General features: G+C 65.8%; 24 protein-coding genes. 11 read left to right on the top strand and 13 right to left on the bottom strand.

Annotated elements, in window-relative coordinates; translation table 11 throughout:
* The coding region (locus H0W65_RS09700; protein ID WP_294007029.1) for an ATP-binding cassette domain-containing protein at positions 1 to 480 on the top strand (480 nt) is incomplete at its 5' end.
* Positions 477 to 1115, top strand: coding sequence for a heme exporter protein CcmB (locus H0W65_RS09695; protein ID WP_294007027.1), 639 nt, complete (start codon positions 477 to 479; stop codon positions 1113 to 1115). The genes H0W65_RS09700 and H0W65_RS09695, both read left to right, overlap by 4 nt.
* Here the strand turns inward: H0W65_RS09695 and H0W65_RS09690 are convergent.
* From H0W65_RS09690 to H0W65_RS09655, 8 genes are read right to left on the bottom strand one after another with little or no spacing between them, the layout of a single operon-like run.
* Positions 1112 to 1981, bottom strand: a complete 870-nt coding sequence (locus tag H0W65_RS09690) for a class I SAM-dependent methyltransferase (RefSeq protein WP_294007024.1) — start codon at positions 1979 to 1981, stop codon at positions 1112 to 1114. The two genes, H0W65_RS09695 and H0W65_RS09690, sit on opposite strands and share 4 nt — an antisense overlap.
* The gene (locus H0W65_RS09685) at positions 1978 to 3207 is read right to left on the bottom strand and encodes a pitrilysin family protein (RefSeq protein WP_294007021.1); all 1230 of its coding nucleotides are present in this window, start codon (positions 3205 to 3207) and stop codon (positions 1978 to 1980) included. Before H0W65_RS09685 ends, H0W65_RS09690 begins: the two co-directional genes overlap by 4 nt.
* Positions 3197 to 3796: an SURF1 family protein gene (locus tag H0W65_RS09680; protein ID WP_294007018.1), complete on the bottom strand. Its 600-nt coding sequence runs from the start codon at positions 3794 to 3796 to the stop codon at positions 3197 to 3199. Before H0W65_RS09680 ends, H0W65_RS09685 begins: the two co-directional genes overlap by 11 nt.
* A complete protein-coding gene (locus H0W65_RS09675; RefSeq protein ID WP_367120137.1) occupies positions 3793 to 4176 on the bottom strand; it encodes a DUF983 domain-containing protein in 384 nt (127 codons plus the stop codon). The genes H0W65_RS09680 and H0W65_RS09675 overlap by 4 nt, the downstream gene beginning before the upstream one ends.
* On the bottom strand, positions 4173 to 4991 hold the full coding sequence (locus tag H0W65_RS09670) for a cytochrome c oxidase subunit 3 (protein WP_294007015.1): 819 nt from the start codon (positions 4989 to 4991) through the stop codon (positions 4173 to 4175). Before H0W65_RS09670 ends, H0W65_RS09675 begins: the two co-directional genes overlap by 4 nt.
* A 31-nt stretch (positions 4992 to 5022) precedes the next feature.
* On the bottom strand, positions 5023 to 5568 hold the full coding sequence (locus H0W65_RS09665; protein WP_294007012.1) for a cytochrome c oxidase assembly protein: 546 nt from the start codon (positions 5566 to 5568) through the stop codon (positions 5023 to 5025).
* Between the two features lie 10 nt (positions 5569 to 5578).
* Positions 5579 to 5707: a hypothetical protein gene (locus tag H0W65_RS09660; RefSeq protein WP_294007009.1), complete on the bottom strand. Its 129-nt coding sequence runs from the start codon at positions 5705 to 5707 to the stop codon at positions 5579 to 5581.
* Positions 5704 to 6612, bottom strand: a complete 909-nt coding sequence (locus H0W65_RS09655; RefSeq protein ID WP_294007038.1) for a heme o synthase — start codon at positions 6610 to 6612, stop codon at positions 5704 to 5706. The genes H0W65_RS09660 and H0W65_RS09655 overlap by 4 nt, the downstream gene beginning before the upstream one ends.
* A 314-nt stretch (positions 6613 to 6926) precedes the next feature.
* Here H0W65_RS09655 and H0W65_RS09650 point away from each other — a divergent pair, with 314 nt between their 5' ends.
* Entirely contained in the window at positions 6927 to 7322 is a 396-nt protein-coding gene (locus H0W65_RS09650) for a hypothetical protein (protein ID WP_294007007.1), read from the top strand.
* Positions 7323 to 7624: 302 nt separating this feature from the next.
* On the opposite strand, the gene ctaD is transcribed toward H0W65_RS09650, so the two are convergent.
* A complete protein-coding gene (gene ctaD, locus H0W65_RS09645) occupies positions 7625 to 9304 on the bottom strand; it encodes a cytochrome c oxidase subunit I (protein WP_294007004.1) in 1680 nt (559 codons plus the stop codon).
* A gap of 17 nt (positions 9305 to 9321) precedes the next feature.
* Positions 9322 to 10413, bottom strand: a complete 1092-nt coding sequence (gene coxB, locus H0W65_RS09640; RefSeq protein WP_294007035.1) for a cytochrome c oxidase subunit II — start codon at positions 10411 to 10413, stop codon at positions 9322 to 9324.
* A 181-nt stretch (positions 10414 to 10594) separates the two neighbouring features.
* Here coxB and pyrE point away from each other — a divergent pair, with 181 nt between their 5' ends.
* From pyrE to H0W65_RS09615, 5 genes are all read left to right on the top strand, one after another.
* A complete protein-coding gene (pyrE, locus tag H0W65_RS09635) occupies positions 10595 to 11176 on the top strand; it encodes an orotate phosphoribosyltransferase (protein WP_294007002.1) in 582 nt (193 codons plus the stop codon).
* Positions 11176 to 11895 carry a pyridoxine 5'-phosphate synthase gene (locus tag H0W65_RS09630; RefSeq protein WP_294006999.1) on the top strand — a complete coding sequence of 240 codons (720 nt, stop codon included), beginning with the start codon at positions 11176 to 11178 and terminating at the stop codon, positions 11893 to 11895. Before pyrE ends, H0W65_RS09630 begins: the two co-directional genes overlap by 1 nt.
* 112 nt (positions 11896 to 12007) lie before the next feature.
* On the top strand, positions 12008 to 12415 hold the full coding sequence (gene acpS, locus H0W65_RS09625) for a holo-ACP synthase (protein WP_294006996.1): 408 nt from the start codon (positions 12008 to 12010) through the stop codon (positions 12413 to 12415).
* Positions 12416 to 13303 (top strand): signal peptidase I, encoded by an 888-nt coding sequence (gene lepB / locus H0W65_RS09620; RefSeq protein WP_294006994.1) that lies wholly within the window; start codon positions 12416 to 12418, stop codon positions 13301 to 13303. It abuts the gene before it with no gap.
* A complete protein-coding gene (locus H0W65_RS09615; protein WP_294006991.1) occupies positions 13300 to 14400 on the top strand; it encodes an AI-2E family transporter in 1101 nt (366 codons plus the stop codon). The genes lepB and H0W65_RS09615 overlap by 4 nt, the downstream gene beginning before the upstream one ends.
* Before the next feature lie 3 nt (positions 14401 to 14403).
* On the opposite strand, the gene H0W65_RS09610 is transcribed toward H0W65_RS09615, so the two are convergent.
* Together H0W65_RS09610 and rpsU are read right to left on the bottom strand one after the other, a co-directional pair.
* The gene (locus H0W65_RS09610; RefSeq protein ID WP_294006988.1) at positions 14404 to 14886 is read right to left on the bottom strand and encodes an FKBP-type peptidyl-prolyl cis-trans isomerase; all 483 of its coding nucleotides are present in this window, start codon (positions 14884 to 14886) and stop codon (positions 14404 to 14406) included.
* A 32-nt stretch (positions 14887 to 14918) separates the two neighbouring features.
* Positions 14919 to 15125 (bottom strand): 30S ribosomal protein S21, encoded by a 207-nt coding sequence (gene rpsU, locus H0W65_RS09605; RefSeq protein WP_294007032.1) that lies wholly within the window; start codon positions 15123 to 15125, stop codon positions 14919 to 14921.
* A gap of 419 nt (positions 15126 to 15544) precedes the next feature.
* On the opposite strand from rpsU, the gene H0W65_RS09600 reads away from it, so the two are divergent.
* Complete coding sequence (locus H0W65_RS09600) at positions 15545 to 16126, top strand: murein L,D-transpeptidase catalytic domain-containing protein (protein ID WP_294006985.1); 582 nt, start codon at positions 15545 to 15547, stop codon at positions 16124 to 16126.
* Positions 16127 to 16215: 89 nt separating this feature from the next.
* Here the strand turns inward: H0W65_RS09600 and H0W65_RS09595 are convergent, their stop codons facing one another.
* Entirely contained in the window at positions 16216 to 17559 is a 1344-nt protein-coding gene (locus H0W65_RS09595) for a L,D-transpeptidase family protein (RefSeq protein WP_294006982.1), read from the bottom strand.
* Positions 17560 to 17691: 132 nt separating this feature from the next.
* On the opposite strand from H0W65_RS09595, the gene H0W65_RS09590 reads away from it, so the two are divergent.
* On the top strand, positions 17692 to 17997 hold the full coding sequence (locus tag H0W65_RS09590; RefSeq protein ID WP_294006979.1) for a PilZ domain-containing protein: 306 nt from the start codon (positions 17692 to 17694) through the stop codon (positions 17995 to 17997).
* 22 nt (positions 17998 to 18019) lie between these two features.
* On the top strand, positions 18020 to 18315 hold a 296-nt coding region (locus H0W65_RS09585; protein WP_294006976.1), incomplete at its 3' end, for a PilZ domain-containing protein.

The following is an 18315-nucleotide window of genomic DNA, read 5'->3' as shown; positions in this document are numbered from 1 at the left end:
GCGCTAGAGCCGGGCGAGGCGTTGCACCTGACCGGCCCGAACGGCAGCGGCAAGTCGAGCCTGATCCGGCTCGTCGCCGGGCTGCTCACGCCAACCGTGGGCCGCATCGAGCGGAGCGAGGCGGCGCTGGCCGACGAGGGGCTGGCGCTCGACCAAGAGTTGCCGTTGCGCCGAGCGCTGGGGTTCTGGAAAGGCCCTCACTTAGCCGGAGCGATGGCGGCGTTCGACCTAGATCGGCTGGCCGAGGTGCCGGTGCGGCTGCTGTCGACCGGTCAGGCGAGGCGCGCGCGGCTGGCGCGGGTGATGGCGAGCGGCGCGCCTTTGTGGCTGCTCGACGAGCCGCTCAACGGCCTCGACCGCGATGGCGCCGCGCGGCTCGACGCGGCGATTGGCGACCATCGCGCTTCGGGCGGGGCAGTGCTCGCCGCCAGCCACGCCGAGCTGGCGGGCGACTGGCGAACGCTGGAGCTTGGCCGATGACCGGCGCGCTGATTATCCGCGAAATCCGGCGGGGACTGGCCGGCGCGGCATGGCTCCCGGTCGCCTTCTTCCTGATCGTCGCGACGATCGTGCCGTTCGCGGTCGGGCCCGACGCCAGGTTGCTGGCGCGGATCGGCGGCGGCGCCCTGTGGATCGCGGCCCTGACCGCGGCCCTGCTGCCGATCGAGCGGCTGGTCGAGCCCGACCGTGCCGACGGCGTGCTCGATCAACTGGCGCTGGCCGGCGTTTCGGAGGAAATGGTCGGCGCGGCCAAGATCATCGGCCACTGGCTGACCTTCGGGCCGCTGCTGCTGCTCGCCGCGGTGCCCGGCAGCCTGCTAGTCGGGCTCGATGGCGCGGCGCTGGAGCGGAGTTTTGTCGCGCTAGCGATCGGAACGCCGGCTCTGGCGGCGCTGGCGGTCGCGGTCGCGGCGCTGACCACCGGATTGTCCCGCGCCGGTGCGCTGGCGGGGCTGCTGCTACTGCCGCTGGCGGTGCCGCTGCTGATCTTCGGCGCGGCGGCGAGCGGGGAGGGGGGCGATGCGGCGTTGAAACTGGAAGCGGCAGTCGCCTTGCTGGCGGTCGCCGGAGCGCCGTTCATTACCGGCGCGGCGATCCGGGCGTCTCGAACCTAATCGCGACTCCAGCGCACGAAAATGGCGGTGGGCAGGAGCAGCCCCCTCGCCTCCTCGCGCACGGCCATCTCACCACATTCGACCGTGCCGCCGAGGTATGCCGTGAGTTGCGACAGCAGTTCGCCAATCGCCAGCGCCGACATGCGCACGGCGTAAACTGTGAGGACGAGGAAGCGGCTGTCTGCGTCGAGCAGCTTGACGCAATCGGCGAGCAGCGGAGCGAGGTGCTCCTCGAGCCGCCACACCTCGCCCTCGGGCCCGCGGCCGAATTTGGGCGGATCGAGCAATATGCCGTCGTAGCGCCGCCCGCGACGGACCTCGCGGGCGGTGAACTTTGCGGCGTCGTCGACGATCCAGCGGATCGGCCGGTCGCCCATCCCCGAAAGGGTGGCGTTGGCTCGCCCGCCTTCGACCGACTTTTTCGAGGCATCGACATGGACCAGCTTGGCGCCCGCGTCGCTCAGCAGCAGCGTCCCGACCCCGGTGTAGCCGAACAGGTTCATCACCTCGGCGCTGTCCGCCCTCTCCCGCATGAAATCCCATTGCGGGGCCATGTCGGGGAAGAAGCCGAGGTGGCGGAACGGGGTCAGGCTGGCGTGAAAGCGGACCTTGCCGCGCGCCAGCGGCCAGCTCGACGGGACCGGGCGGTGCTGGATCCAGCGCCCGCCACCCTCCTCGTCCGACCCGGGTACGAAGGTCGCGTCGGGCGACCAGTCGGGAAGCGCGGGCGCCCACATCGCTTGCGGTTCGGGGCGGACAACAGTGACCGCGCCGTAGCGCTCCCACTTGCGGCCATCGCCGCAGTCGATCAGCCCCCAATCGTCCCACGGCTCTGCGACCAGGGTCGAAAGCGGACCCAGGCTCATGCCGCCAGTGCGACCTTGCCGCCGATTGAGGCGAGCGCGCGCGGACCGGCGAGCATCGCCAGCCCGGCGGCGCGGGCGGCGGCCGCGTCGACCGCGCGAATTTCCGCGAGCATCTCGTCGAGGCTCATGATGCGGCCGAAAACCTCGATCGATCGGGCCATCGAATCCGCACGGCCTGGCGGCGTCTCGAGCGTCATCAGCAGCCCCGCCTCGACTTGAGCGCGAGCGCGGGCGAGTTCGGCATCGGTCAGGTCTTCGGCGGCGCGCGCCACCGTGTCGCGGGCAAGCGTCATCGCCTCGGCGGCGCGGGCTTTGTCCGTCGACAAATTGACCGCGAACAGGCCGGTTTCGGCGAAGCCTTGGGTCCACGCGTAGATCGAATAGGCCAGGCCGCGCTCCTCGCGCAGTTCCTGGAATAGCCGCGACGACATGCCGCCACCGACCGCCTGCGCGAACAGTGACAGCGCAGGAGCGGCGGGATTAGAAGCGGGGAGGCCGGGAGCGGCGAAGGCGAGATGGGCCTGCTCCGACGAACGGCGGTCGGAGCGAACGCCACCCTCGAACCGCGCCGATGCGATCGCCGGCGGCGCGACTTGCTCCAGATCCCCGAACAGCGCTTCGGCAAGCATCAGGATGTGGCTGGGATCGACCTTACCCGCGGCGGCGATGACCAACCGCTCGGGGCGATATTGCTGCTCGAGCCAGCCGGTGCAGTCGGCGCGGGAGATTGCGCGAATCGACGGTTCGCGGCCAAGCACTGGAAGCGCGATCGGCTGGGTTCCGAACGCCGCCTCAAACAGGAAATCGTGGATCAAATCGTCGGGCGCGTCGAGGCACTCCCCCAGTTCCGACAGGATCACCAATTTCTCGCGCTCAAGCTCATCCTCGTCGAGCCTGGGCGCACGCACCAGATCGGCGATCAGTTCGAGCGCCAGCCCGGCATCGGGGCTAAGCGTGCGCGCATGGAACACGGTCTGGTCGCGCGCGGTCCATGCGTTGAGCGAGCCGCCGACGTCCTCGATCGCCTCCGCGATGGCGCGGGCATCGCGGCCCCGCGCGCCCTTGAACACCATATGCTCGACCAAATGAGCAAGGCCGCCCTTGCCCGCCGGCTCGCTGCGCGACCCGACCGCGGCGTAAAGGCCGATCGAGGCCGACTGCGCTCCCGCCATTGGGTCGATCGCGACGGTCACGCCGTTGGGCAGGCGCGTCAGCTCAGCCGTCATTCTTGGCCTGCCTCGGCTTCCGCCAGCGTAGCGCGAGGGTGTAAATGATCAGCGCAATGGCTGCGAACAGGAACCATTGAACGGCATAGCTCAGATGATTGTTGGCGATGATGTCGGGCGACGGCGGGGCGCTCGCCTCCAGGCCCGGACCGGGCGTTGCCGCGACCAGCCGCATCAGCGTTCGCCGGTCGGGCGCGATCACCCCGCTGACTAGCCCGCCCCGATAGTCGCGACCGCCATTCGGGTTCTTGGTCCAGCCGAGCTCGACCGCCATCCCCGGCCCTTCGGCGCCTGTCCTGCAATCGGCGATGATCAAGTATCCGGGCTCGCCCTGGCGGTTCTGGCCCGCCGCGGTGCGAAAGCCGGTGACGGCAAGACAATTGCCGGTCGCCGAGCGGAACAGCGGCAGCGGCGGCTTGTTCGGAATGGTCGGCCAGCCGATCGGCGGCCTGTTGGTGGCGGCGGCGTAGGTCGCGAGCAGGGCCTCCTTCTGGGTCCGTCGATGCAATTGCCAGACACCCAACGCGATCATCGTCAGCACCGCCAGCGCAACGATGAAGGTGGGTACGATCGGAATCTTGCGCTTCATTTGACGATCCGTCCTTCGCGCGCCTGGTGGCGATACGATTGGTAGAGCAGCGCCGCCTTGCCAAGCCGTAATCCGTAGAGCGTCAGCGCAACCCCTACCGGTAGCCAGACGAGATGGACCCACCACGGCGGCGATAGGATCTGGTCGAGAACGATGGCCGATACGGCGACAATCGCCCCGACGATCAGGATGAGGAAGGCTGCGGGTCCATCGCCGATGTTGAACTCGGCGAAATCAAGCCCGCAGGCGCGGCAGGTCGGCGCAATGCGCGCGGCACCGGCGAACAGGGTTTTCTCCCCGCAGCGCGGGCACAATCCTTGAAATGTCGCCGCGGGCAGCGACGGCGCGGCCGTTCCGGCGCGCGCCTTGGCCTCCATCATCCGTGGACCGGCGCGCCCCAGCCGCCCCACACATAGACCGAGACGAACAGGAACAGCCAGACGACGTCGACGAAGTGCCAGTACCAGGCCGCCGCTTCGAACCCGAAATGGGCGCGCGGGGTGAAATCGCCCTTCTGCGCGCGCAGCAGGCAGATGATCAGGAAGATCGTGCCGACCAAGACGTGGAAGCCGTGGAAGCCGGTCGCCATGAAGAAGGTCGCGCCATAGATATTGCCTTTGAAGGCGAACGGCGCGTGGATATATTCATAGGCCTGGATCGACGTGAACAACATACCGAGCAGGATCGTCGCGATGAGGCCCTTCTTGAGTCCCTCACGGTCGCCGTGGATCAACGCATGATGCGCCCAGGTGACGGTGGTGCCCGAGCACAGCAGGATCATCGTGTTGAGCAGCGGGAAGCCGAACGGGTCGAGCACTTCGATACCCTTGGGCGGCCATTGCCCACCAACCGCTTCCATCGCCGACGGGAACATCGACGAGGAGAAAAAGGCCCAAAACCAGGCGACGAAGAACATCACTTCCGACGCAATGAACAGGATCATTCCGTAGCGCAGGTGAAGCTGCACCACCGGGGTATGGTCGCCCGCCTTGCCCTCGCGAATGACGTTGGCCCACCAGCTGTACATGGTGACGATCACGCCGAGCGCGCCAAGGGCGAAGACGAACTTCCCATAGGGATTCGCATGCATCCACATCACCGCGCCGCCGAACAGCGCGAGCGCGGCCGTCGCGCCGATCAACGGCCACTGGTCGGGCGGAAGGATGTGGTAATCGTGGTTCTTGGTCGACGCCATGTTGCTCGTTCCTAGATGATTGCCAGCGGCTCTAGCCGCCGCTCGCCGGATTTTCCACCGGGTAAAATGTGTAGGACAAAGTGATTTCGTCGATGTCGCGCGTGGCTTCGTCCTCGCGGATCTTGGGATCGACGAAGAACACCACCGGCATGCGCGCCTTCTCGCCGGGTTTGAGCGTCTGCTCGGTGAAGCAGAAGCAGGCGATCTTGCTGAAATAAGGTCCGGCCTGCGCCGGCGAGACGTTGAACACCGCCTGCCCGGTGGTGTTGCGCGCGGTGTAGTTGGTGGCGTCGAAGTAGATGGTCGTGCGCTGGCCCGGATGAATCCGCACCGTCTCCTGCTCGGGGACGAACTTCCACGGTAGCATCGGCGAGATATTGGCGTCGAACCGCACCCCGATCTGCCCCGCGACCGCGCCCGGCGCCGCTTCGGCGCGCTGGGTGGTGCCGTCGAACCCGGTCACCTGGCAAAAAATGCGGTAGAGCGGCACGGAGGCGAAGGCGACCGCCAGCATCGCCAGCCCGAACAAAGCGGCACGAAAACCGACGCTACGGTTCTTGGCGGCAACGCTGCTCACCGGTTGCCGCTCATCGGTTGATGCCCATCTTGGCGATGGTGATGGCGAACATCAGCACCACGAACAGGCCGAGCAGTAGCGCCATGATGCGCGCCCGATCGCGCTGGCGCTTGCGGATGATCTCGTCATTCTCGCTCATCCGATCACCCAGCGGTCGACAACCAGCGCGCCGAACAGCGCAAACAAATAGAGGATCGAGAAAGCGAACAGCCGCTTTTCCGGCTTCATCGCGGCGGGCTCGGTAGCCTTGTTGGCAAGCACCGCCAGCGCGAACAGCAGAAACACCGCATTCAATGCGATCGAGGCCGCACCATAGACCCAGCCGGTCAGGCCCATGGCCCATGGCGCAACCGCCGCGGGGATCATCGGGATGGTGTAGAGCCATATCTGGCGCCGGGTGGTGGTGACGCCCGCGACTACCGGCAGCATCGGCACCCCGGCGGCGGCATAATCGGTCTTGATGAACAGCGACAGCGCCCAGAAATGCGGCGGGGTCCACAGGAAGATGATCGCGAACAACAGCACCGGCAGCGCACTAATGTCGCCGGTCGCCGCGACCCAGCCGATCAGCGGCGGGAAGGCTCCGGCGGCGCCGCCGATGACGATGTTTTGCGCGGTCCGCCGTTTGAGCCAGACGGTATAGACCAGCACGTAGAACAGGATCGAGACGGCGAGGATCGCCGCCGCGAGATGATTAGCGGCGAGATCCATCAGGATCACCGAGAATGCGGCGAGGCCAACGCCGAAGTGGAGCGCGGTCTGGCGCGTCATCCGTCCGGCCGGAAGCGGGCGACTGGCGGTTCGCTTCATCTTGGCGTCGAGGTCGGCCTCATACCATTGGTTGAGCGCCCCCGCCGCCCCTGCGCCAAGCGCGATGCATAGCACCGCGGCGAACCCCAACACCGGATTGACCGATACCGGCGCGGCGAGCAGCCCGGCGAGCCCGGTGAACACGACCAGGGTCATCACGCGCGGCTTGGTCAGCGCGAGAAGGTCGCGCCAGTCGGCGGGAATCGAGGTGCTGGCGGGAAGCAAAGCGCTGATCACGCCCGCGCCTATAGGGGGTTGCGGAGATGAGGAAAAGAGGCGGATCGGAAAGTGCCGTTCAGCAGCGAATGTTCCCAATGTTCGCGGTGACGGGGGCATTCGCGATGGTAGAGAAGGTGCTCGGAAAGTCGCAAAAGTCCCACTACGTGCGTGCGCGGAGCCGTTGATCCTGATGTCGAGAAAGAGCCGAGGCCGTGGTGGCACGATCGGGCGCGTGTAGGACAGCGAAAAATGGAACGGCAGCGTGGGTGGAAAGCGGACATTAGCAGCGCGCCTCGAAACGAAAGGCGAGCTTCTGACGTTAACCGTTCATGAATCGTGGCCTGCTCTTCGCCCTTCCGCTACTCGCCGCTTGTGCGGCGGTGCCAGCTGCGGTCGTTCCGGTCACGGGTACGTGGGGCGGCAAGCACCTGCACTTAAGCCTTACGTCCGCTGGTGGCACGCTCGAGTATGATTGCGCGGCGGGAACCATGATTGGTCCGCTGATGATGAATCGCGACGGCTCCTTTATTGCAGAGGGTACCCACACCCCAGGGAGGGGTGGCCCGGCGATCGAAGGACAACAACTACCGAGCTACCGCGTCCACTACAGTGGCAGCGTCGGAGGCAATGCCATGAGCTTGCAGGGGCGCGTGGAGAATGGAATCCTGCTCGGACCTTTCACGCTCCGGCGCGGAGCTGAACCGATTATCACCCGCTGCCTCTGATCAGGTTGCTCTCGATAGCGGGAACCGAATGCCGGCCACGGAGGGAAGCAGAACTAGACCTGATGTACGGAAAGGTTCGAAAGCGGGCATTTGCTCGCGGCGGCCGTCGGGGAGAGAATCCACTCCGTCGATCATGTCTGCTCCGCAGCAGGCCGGCCGGACTGCGTCGGTTCTACGCGCTCTCCCTTCCCGCTCGCGGAAGGGGTTGGGGAGGGAATGTTAGTCGCCGAAAGACCCTAGACAGGCCCTCCCCTTCGCCGCCTTGCGGCTCTTCCCCTCGCGCGAGCGGGAGGGGAGGCTAGCTAGTCGATCTTCGGCAAGGTCTCGAACTGGTGGAACGGCGGCGGGCTGGACAGGGTCCATTCGAGCGTCGTCGCGCCTTCACCCCAGGGGTTGTCGGGGGCCTGTTTGCCGGCCAGCATCGACCAGATCATGTTGACGAAGAAGATGATCATGCCGATCGCCATCACCGCATAGCCGATGCTGGAAATCTTGTTCCAGTAGGAGAAGGCCGGCGAATAGTCGGGGATGCGGCGAGGCATGCCGTCGAGGCCGAGGAAATGCTGCGGGAAGAAGATCAGGTTCACGCCGATGAACATGATGAAAAAGTGCATCTTGCCGAGCAGCTCATTGTACATCCGGCCGCTCATCTTCGGGAACCAGTAATAGAAACCGGCGAAGATGCCGAACACCGCGCCGAGGCTCAGCACATAGTGGAAGTGGGCGACGACATAGTAGGTGTCGTGCATGTAGTTATCGACGCCGCCGTTGGCGAGGACGACGCCGGTGACGCCGCCGACGGTGAACAGGAAGATGAAGCCGATCGCCCACAGCATCGGGGTTTCGAAGCTGATCGATCCGCCCCACATGGTCGCGATCCACGAGAAGATTTTCACGCCGGTGGGTACCGCGATGATCATCGTCGCGGCGGTGAAATACATTTTCGTGTTCACGTCCATGCCGATCGTGAACATGTGGTGGGCCCAGACGACGAACCCAACCACGCCGATCGCGACCATGGCGTAGGCCATGCCGAGATAGCCGAACACCGGCTTGCGGCTGAAGGTGGCGATGACCTGGCTGACCATGCCGAAGCCGGGCAGGATCATGATGTAGACCTCGGGGTGGCCGAAGAACCAGAACAAATGCTGATACAGCACCGGATCGCCCCCGCCCGAGGCGTCGAAGAAGGTCGTGCCGAAGTTGCGGTCGGTGAGCAGCATCGTGATCGCCCCGGCGAGGACCGGCAGCGCGAGCAGCAGCAGGAACACGGTGACCAGGATCGACCAGACGAACAGCGGCATCTTGTGCAGGGTCATCCCCGGCGCGCGCATGTTGAAGATGGTCGTGATGAAGTTGATCGCGCCCAAAATCGAGCTCGCGCCCGCGAGGTGCAAGGAGAAGATCGCCATATCGACCGCCGGCCCGGACGAGCCCGAGGTCGAAAGCGGAGCGTAAACGGTCCACCCGGTGCCCGCGCCAAGGCCGGTGCCTCCGCTGACGAACGACGATCCGAGCAGCAGCAGGAACGCCGGCACCAGCAGCCAGAACGAGATGTTGTTCATGCGCGGGAAGGCCATGTCCGGCGCGCCGATCATCAGCGGGACGAACCAGTTGCCGAACCCGCCGATCATCGCCGGCATGACCATGAAGAAAACCATGATCAGCCCGTGGGCGGTGATCAGCACATTCCAGTGGTGGAGCGCCTCGTCGAAGCTGGCGCCGGCGCCGGCACCGAGCGGCCAGCCCTGGGTCAGAATCTGGATGCCCGGCTCGGCCAGTTCGGCGCGCATGATGCCCGACACCGCGCCGCCGATGATCCCCGCGACGATCGCGAAGATCAGGTAGAGCGTGCCGATGTCCTTGTGATTGGTCGACATGAACCAGCGGGCGAAGAAGCCCGGCTTGTGATCGGCATGCGCGTGGGAGTCATGCTCCCCATGGACTTGCAGCGACAGTGCATCGGCGGGAATGGTGCTCATCAGACTCTCGTTTCCGCTTAATTATTCTGGGCCGTGGCGGCCTGGTTCAGTGCTGGCTGCTCGATGGCCGTCGTGTCGTTCGCCGGGCTCGCCGCAACGGCTTCGGCCGGCGCTTTTTCGGTCGACGGCTTGACGCCCTTGGGCGTGCCGCCCTTCGAGGCGAGCCAGGCGTTGAAGGTCGCCTCCGGCACTACCTCGACCGCAATCGGCATGAAGCCGTGGCGCGCGCCGCACAATTCGCTGCACTGGCCGAAATAGACGCCCGGCCGGTCGACCTTGACCCAGGTCTCGTTGAGGCGGCCGGGGTTGGCGTCCATCTTGGTCCAGAAGGCCGGGACGGCGAAGCTGTGGATGACGTCGGTTGAGGTGATGATGAACTTGACCACCTTGCCGACCGGGATCACCATCCGCTCGTCGGCGGCGAGCAAGGGCGGGCCGTCGGCGTCGGTGCGGAACCGCTCGCCCGGCTTCACGTCCTTCTGCTCTTTCAGCATGTTCGACACGATCTCGATCCCGCCATTATCGGGATATTGATAAGTCCAATACCATTGGTTGCCGACCACCTTGATCGTTACGTCGGCCGGCGGTGGGCTGTACTGGGCGCGGATCAGGCGGATCGACGGGATCGCGATGGCGACCAGGATCAGCACCGGAACGACCGTCCAGATGACCTCGATTGTCGTGTTGTGGCTGGTCCGCGACGGGGTCGGGTTAGCGCCGCGGCGGAACTTGACCATCGTGTAGCCCAGCAGCAGCAGCACGAACAGGCTGATCACCGCGCACATCAGCAGCAGCGGGCCATTATGGAAGGCCTCGGCACGCTGGCCGATCGCGGTCACCTGTGGCTGGATACCTTTGCTGCCGTCGGGAACCCCGAAATGCGGGCTGGCGGCGGCATAATCGATCGGTGGAGCCGCTGGAGCTGTGGCGGGCGTCGCGGCATTCGCCGGAACCGGAGCCGCTGCGGGCGTTGCGGCAACGGCCGGAGCCGAAACTGGAACCGGAGCCGCCGCCGTCGCCTGCCGCCCAGCGGCCGGCGCTTGGGCGCTCCCAGCGGCAGGCATCAATCCGGCGGCCGCAACGGCGAGCACCAATCCCAAAATCTTCATCGTCACCCCGGTTGCTTGGGTTATGAAAGGCAGGTCCCGCCGCGTCGGCGGGTCCGAAATTCGCGGCCTTATAGGCGGGACATTCGCCTGCCTCAAGCGCCGCGTCGCTCCGGTATCGCGGGCGGTTGCGAGGTCCGTCGGCCGGGCCTATTCCGGCCCGCAACGACCGAACGGAGGCGCTGTGACCGACGACGAGATATTGGCGGAATTCCGCGATGCGGAGGCGTTGCTCGAGGGGCATTTCATCCTCTCGTCGGGCCTGCGCAGCCCGCGTTACCTGCAATGCGCCCGGGTGCTGATGGACCCAGCGCGCGCCGAGCGGCTGGCGCGTGCACTGGCCCAGAAGATCCCAGCAGAGTTGCGCGAGTCCATCGACGCGGTCGTCTCCCCGGCGATGGGCGGGGTGATCATCGGCCATGAGATGGGCCGCGCGCTGGGCAAGCGGGCGATGTTCGTCGAGCGGCCCGACGGGGTGTTCGGTCTGCGCCGCGGCTTCGCCCTGACGCCGGGCGAGCGCGTGTTGATGGTCGAGGACGTCGTCACCACCGGCCTGTCGTCGAAGGAGGCTATCGCCGCGATCGAGACGGCCGGCGGCAACGTCCTCGCCGCCGCCAGCCTGGTTGACCGGTCGGGCGGCGCCGTCGAACTCGGCGTGCCGTTCGTCCCGCTGATCCGCATCGACGTGCCGGCCTATTCCGCCGACGACCTGCCCGACGCGCTGGCGGCCATCCCCGCGATCAAGCCGGGGAGCCGCGCCGGCTGATGCTGCGCCTCGGCGTCAACATCGATCATGTCGCGACCATCCGCAACGCGCGGGGGGGCGACCATCCCGACCCGCTGCGCGCCGCGCATGCCGCCGCCGCAGCCGGCGCCGACGGTATCACCGCGCACCTGCGCGAGGACCGGCGCCACATCACCGATCGCGACATCGACCGCCTGATGGCCGAGATCGACCTGCCGCTTAATCTGGAGATGGCGGCGACCGAGGAGATGCTGGCGATCGCGCTTGGCCACCGGCCGCACGCGGCCTGCATCGTTCCCGAAAAGCGGGAGGAACGGACCACCGAGGGCGGGCTCGACGCGGTCGGTCAGTTCGACACGCTCGCGCCCTTCGTCGCGCGGCTGGGCGATGCCGGCATCCGCGTCAGCCTGTTCATCGAACCTAGCGAGCCGCAGGTCGAGGCAGCGTTGCGGCTCGGGGCGCCGGTGGTCGAGTTCCACACCGGGCGCTACGCCCAAGCCGAGGGCGAGGAACGCGCGGTGGAGTTGAAACGCCTGTCCGACGCCGCCGCGCTCGCCGCCAAGAACGGCATCGAGCCGCACGCCGGCCACGGCCTGACCTTCGACAATGTCGCACCCGTCGCCGCGATTCTCCAGCTAGCGGAACTCAACATCGGCCATTTCCTGGTGGGCGAAGCGATCTTCACCGGGTTCGAGGCGAGCGTCGGGCGGATGCGGGCGTTGATGGATGCGGCGCGATGAAACTCGCCGTGAAGCGGGGGGAGGGTGAGGGCATGCTGCCGCCATCCTTGCAGCCCCTCACCCTTCCGGCGCTGCGCGCCTCCCTCCCTCTCCCTAGATGGGAGAGGTAAACATGATCATCGGTATCGGGTCAGATCTGTGCAACATCGAGCGCATCCAGAAGTCGCTCGACAGCTTCGGCGAGCGTTTCCTCGCCCGCGTGTTTACCGAGATTGAGCGCGCCAAGGCCGAGCGGCGGCCGTTCACCCGCGCCGGCACGCTGGCCAAGCGCTTTGCCGCCAAGGAGGCTTTTGCCAAAGCGGTCGGTACCGGCTTCAAGCGCGGCGTCCACATGAAGGACATCGGCGTGGTCAACGCACCGTCGGGCCAGCCGACCCTCGCACTGACCGGAGGGGCCAAGGCGCGGCTTGACGCCCTCGCCCCGCCGGGCCACGCCATTGAGATATTTTTGACGATGACCGACGACCATCCCTGGGCGCAGGCGTTCGTCATCCTCTCCGCCCGCAAGATGGAGCCCTGATTGTCCGAGCGTGCCGAAGCCGACCCCGCCGTGGCGGGCCCGCCGAGCGAGATCAAACCGGCCAAGGAAAGCCATGGCAGCGTCATGTGGCGCGAAGCCAAGGGATTGTTCTGGGTGCTGGCCGCGGTCCTCGCCTTCCACAGCTTCATCGCCAAGCCGTTCTACATCCCGTCCGAATCGATGATGCCCAATTTGCTCACGGGCGACCGGCTGGTGGTTACCAAATTTCCTTATGGCTGGTCGTGGGTGTCGCCCAGCTTCCACATCCTTCCTCACTGGCGCGGGCGGCTGCTGGGGCATTTGCCGGAGCGGGGCGATGTGGTGATCGTCACTCCGCCCGGCGGCAGCGAGGATTATATCAAGCGCGTCATCGGCCTGCCCGGCGACACGATCGAGATGCGTGGCGGCCGCCTGATCCTCAACGGCCGGCGGGTTCCGGCCGTCATCCGCCCGTCAGCGATGATTCCGGTCGATGCCAATGCGCCGTGCGGCTACGAGAATTTCTGGGACCGGCGAGTAGAGATTGGCAACGGCGTCTATTGCCGCCTGCCGATCGTGCGCGAAACCCTGCCCAACGGGGTCAGCTACAATACGGTCGAGGACGGGGTCAGCCCCGGCGACGATTACGGCCCGGTCAAAGTGCCCGCCGACCATGTCTTCCTGATGGGCGACAACCGCGACCATAGCAGCGACAGCCGCTATTCGCTCGGCCCTCCTAACCGCGGGCTCGGGGGGCCGGTGCCGTGGGAGAATATCGGCGGTCGCGCCGAGTTCATCACCTTCAGTCTCGACGGCACCACGCAGATCGCCAACCCGCTGACCTGGGTTCCGGCGTTCCGCGGCGGCCGCGCCGGCACGTCGCTTCACCCGGACAAGGCGCGGCAGTGAGCGAGGCCAAGCCACGGCCCGGCAAGGCCGGGCCAACCGGCCATGTCGAACAGCCCGGCCCGGCCGATCTGTCCAATTTGCAGGTCCGCATCGAAGCACGACGGGCGATGGTGTGGATCGGCCTGGCGCTCGCAGTGGCCGGGCTGGTGGTGCTGGCGCAGCCGATCCTGCTGATCATTGGCGGGCTGGTGTTCGCAGTCATCCTCGACGGCGGCACGCGGCTGCTCGGCCGGGTTTTGCCGATTCCGCGCGGCTGGCGTCTGGCGATCGTAACCCTCGCCGGATTCGGCTTCATCGCCTGGACCTTCTATTTCGCCGGTACGACGCTGGCCGCGCAGGCCGGGACGCTGCGCGTAGTCGTCGCCGAGCAGACCACGCGATTCCTCGCTTCCGTCGATGCCGCCGGCCTGCTGCCCAAGGGCGGGCTGCCCAGCCTCGGCAGCCAATTGTTCGGCGGGGTGGGCCGGCTGACCAGCGCGATCAGCACCGTATTGGGGGTCATTTCATCGGTCATCATGATTCTGGTCATCGGCATCTTCATCGCCATCGAGCCCAGGCTTTACGACCGCGGTGTCGCCTGGATGATGCCGATCGAGCGCCGCGCCAGCTTCTACGACATCAGCACCCATGTCGGCTTCGTCCTGCGACGACTGATGGCCGGGCGGATCGTCGGCATGCTGGTTGAGGGCGTCGGCACCTGGCTGATGCTGCAATGGGGAGGAGTGCCGCTGGCGGCGCTACTCGGGCTGTTGACCGGCCTGCTCGCGTTCATTCCCAACATCGGCGCGATCGTATCGGGCCTGTTGATGGTCGCGGTCGGTTTTTCCGCCGGAACGGACGCCGGAGTGTGGGCGATCGCCACTTATTTCATCGTCCAGAGCGTCGACGGCTATCTGATCGTGCCCTATGTCGCCCGGCGCACGGTCGACCTCGCGCCGGCGCTGGTGCTCGCCGCGCAATTGGTGTTCGGCGCACTATTTGGTTTCATGGGACTGCTACTGGCCGACCCGATCATCGCCACGATCAAGACCGGGCTGGAGGATCTGAGCAAGCACAAGGCACGCCTCAAGGCCATGCCAGCGAAATCTCGCAAATAAACGTTACTGGCCGGGCTGGGTCGCGCCCGCGGTCAGCGCCGCGTTGGGCGCGACTTGCAGGATGTGGACGTCAAAGCTCAGGTCTTCATTGGGCCCGATCGGGCTGCCCTGCGGCGGGTTGGGCCCGTAGGCGAGGCGGCCGGGAATGACGATCTTGTAGCGACCGCCCTGCTGCATCTGGACCAGCGCCTGACGGAAACCGGGAACGACCTGCGCGACCAGGAACGGCGCCGGGCCGCGCCCCTCGGTCGAATCGAACACGGTCCCATTCTCGATCCGGCCGGTATATTCGATGATTACACCGTCCAGCTCGCTGACTTTCGGGCCCGTGCCTGCCTGGACCGTTACGACGCTGACGTTGGTGAGCATGCCGGCGCCCATCGCGGCGACGCCATAGGCGATCAAGACCAGCGCGGCGATCGCCAGCCACAGCTTGACGAGCGAGCCGCGGGCGATCGGGCGTAGCGGAACCTGGGTGACCGGCATCAAACCTCAAGAAACGGAGAAAACGAAACGTTCTAGCGCGCGCCTTCGCGCTCGACGCGCTTGCGCTCCAGCTTGCGGGCGCGGCGAATCGCGGCGGCCCGTTCGCGGGCGCGCTTTTCCGACGGCTTCTCGTAATGACGGCGCAGCTTCATCTCGCGGTAGACGCCCTCACGCTGCAGCTTCTTCTTGAGCGCGCGCAGCGCCTGGTCGACATTATTGTCGCGAACGATGATCTGCATAAAAAAGCCGTCCAACTCCCTTAGAATGCCCGATTTCGACTGGGCAAGCCCGACGATTTGACCAGGACAACCGGCCCCAGGTTCGCCAAGCGAGTGTTTTGATCACCAGCACCCAATGGTGCGTGCGGAGGCGGCCCCTTAGCAGCGGTCCTGGCGCAATTCAAGGCGTTGGCCAGCCCAACGCTAGTTCCGCTCTTCGCGACGAGCCGTGGCTTGGATGCGGCAAACATCGGATATGGGCAACACTGGTTATCGGCGATTTACCTTTTGACCTGTATAAGGATCGCTTGTCCACAGGGGTAGCCATGTCGTTGAATCGTCGAGAAATGTTGCGTTTGGGAGCCGCCGGTGCGGGCGGTTTTCTGCTCACGACCGCCGCCAGTTCGCAAATCCTTCCGAGCTCGGTCCTTCCCGGTCCGATGGCTCCGATCGACCCGCTCGCGCCGATTGCTCGCCCGGTCGTGGCGCCAGCACCTACGACGCCGGCCGGGATCAACCCCGCCTTGTTCGCCAAAGCCAAGGCCGCGCTCGATTCGCGCCCGTGGATCCGCAATCGCGATTTCATCGGCATCGTCGACTTTTCCGCGGCCTCGCATGACCCGCGCTTTCATGTAGTTCACCTGCCGAGTGGTCATGTCGAGAGTCACCGCGTCGCCCATGGCCGCGGCTCCGACCCCGACCATTCGGGCTATGTCGAGCGCTTCTCCAACGGATTCGGCTCTTACGCCAGCTCCAGCGGGGCCTACACGACCGCCGAGACTTATGAGGGCAAATATGGCTTGTCGATGAAGGTCCGCGGCCTCGATTGGTCGAACAATAATGCCGAAGCGCGGGCCATCGTCATTCATAATGCATGGTATGCGGAGGACGACATGATCCCGCTGCACGGCAAGCTCGGCCGGTCGGAAGGCTGCTTCGCCTTCAGCCGCAAGAGCCAATGGGATGTGATGCAGCGCCTGGCCGACGGCCGCATGATCTACGCGGATAAGCTCGACGCGTAGACCATCGAGGGTTGGCCGAGCCTCGAGCTCGAAGCTGAACAAAAAAGAGCGGCTTCCGAGAGGGGCCGCCTTTCTTGCTTTCGATCCCTTTAGCGCGCCGCGGTCTTTTTGGCCGGTGCGGTCGTCGCCGGCGCCTTGCCGTCATTGTCGAGCAGCGCGGCAATGACCCTGGTGTCGCGCCGGTAGACGTCGTTATAATTGACGATCGTCCCGTCGGTCAGCGCGGCCGCGCTGAAATAGACGATGTAGACCGGCACCGGCTTGACGAAACTGGCCTGCACCGACTTCTTGTCCGCCAGCGCCTCCTGCACCTTTTGACCGGTCCATTCGCCGGCGTCGTCCCCGAGCAATTCGGTGGCCAAGTCGAGCACATTCTCAGTCCTGACGCAGCCATGGCTGAGCGCGCGAATCGAGCTGTTGAAGCGGCTGCGAGCATTGGTGTCGTGCAGGTAGATCGCCCACTGGTTTTGCATGACGAACTTGAGCTGGCCAAGCGCGTTGGTCGGCCCCGGCGGCTGGCGCCAGCGCTGGACCTTGCCGTCCTTGCCCTTGACCGCGACGAAGCCGGACTTGCCCGCGACTTCCTTGGAGATGCTGGTCGGCACTTCCCACCAGGGATTGAGAATCACGCCGGTAGCCATCGCACTGAGCTGCGGCGTTGGCGTTTTGATCGCTCCGGCGATGGCGCGATGCTTCCACCGGGTCACACCGTTTTCGACCAGCGTCGCGTGATAAGCGGGCACGTTGACGATGATATATTTTTGGCCAAGGTCGCGCGGCAGCCACCGCCAGCGATCCAGGTTCAACCGGATCCGATTGGTCTTGGCGACATCGGTTTTGGGTGTCAGCGACAGGGCGGTACGAAGGGCGCCATATTGCGGGTGGGTCGGGAGCAAGCTGTCGAGCGCCTCGGCAAGCCCATTATCGTAGAGCGCCCGGTCGAGCAGCATTCGCTGACGCGTTGCATCAATGTCCTTGTCGACGACGTGCCAGTCGATCCGCGCGTCGCCGCGGACATGGCCGAGCGCCAGGTCCGAGGACAGCTTGTTCCAGCGGTCGGTCGCCGCCTCCGACATGGCGATCGGATCGCCACCGCGCATGGCCGCGTCGAGCCCGGCCGGATCATAATCGGCGGGATCAAGCCCATCGCGCGCGACGCCCCGGATATAGGCGCCCAGCGCCGCGACTTGGGGCGCCTGCCACAATGGGGGAGGCAGGGGTGGTGGCGGCGGCAGGACGGGCGCAGTGACTGGCTGGACCGCTGCGTCGGGCAAGGGCGCGATCGGATCGGCGGCCGGCTTGGACTGGGCCAGGGCCGTGGCAAGCGGAACCGCTGCCAAGGTCGCGAACAACGCCCATTGTTTGAACCACGTTTTCATCTTGGTCTTCTTACCCCTGCCCAGCCTGTCGCCGGCCTTAGGACGACGGATCATGGCCTTTCCTAGACGTCCAAGACCATACACGCGATGAACGAGGCGCGCCAGAGGACGCACGTCGCGAACCAATCCTTAAGCTATTGGGACTATTGTTAATATCACTTTTAATGGCAGAGGCGACCGAACCGTATGTCATCGCGATTCCAGCTCCAGGGCGAGATGATCCCGCGCACCGTCAAGCGTATGTTCGATCAGCGCGGCGAGCAGCGGCTCGACGCCGGAACCCATTCGGTGGCTCTTTCGCTGCGCGGTCGCAACCACCTCGTCCAGCTGATCAACCTGTCGCGGTCGGGCGCCATGGTGCGGTTCGCGGGCGACGCGCACATCGGCGAAACCGTGTCGCTTCAATTGCTTGACCGCGGAACGATTGCCGGTCAGGTGCGCTGGCTGCGGGATGGTCGAATGGGCGTCTCGTTCGTTCGTCCGTTGGATTAAGCGCGTGGAGACGAGTTTTTCGATGATGATCAAGGCACGGATCGCAGACGCCCGTGACGATCAGGATCGGCGCCGCACCGCCCGCGTGCCGGTGGCGATCGACGCGCGCGTCCGCGAGCTGGGCAGCGAAGGCTTCGAGGCGCGCGTTCTCAACCTCTCGGAAACCGGATTCATGGCCGAGGCCGACGGCGTGTTCGAGGTCGGGACGCGCGTCTGGCTGATCCTGCCGGGCCGTGAGCGGGCCAATGCGCTGGTCCGCTGGATTGCCGGCAAGAAAATCGGTGCAGAGTTTGCCGAGCCGATCTCGCTCGAAGGTCT

The sequence above is a fragment of the Sphingomonas sp. genome, assembly GCF_013816785.1.
In the GTDB taxonomy this organism is placed as follows: Bacteria; Pseudomonadota; Alphaproteobacteria; order Sphingomonadales; family Sphingomonadaceae; genus Sphingomicrobium.
The sequence above is the reverse complement of the archived record's forward strand: the minus strand, read 5'-3'. Positions and strand labels throughout refer to the sequence as shown.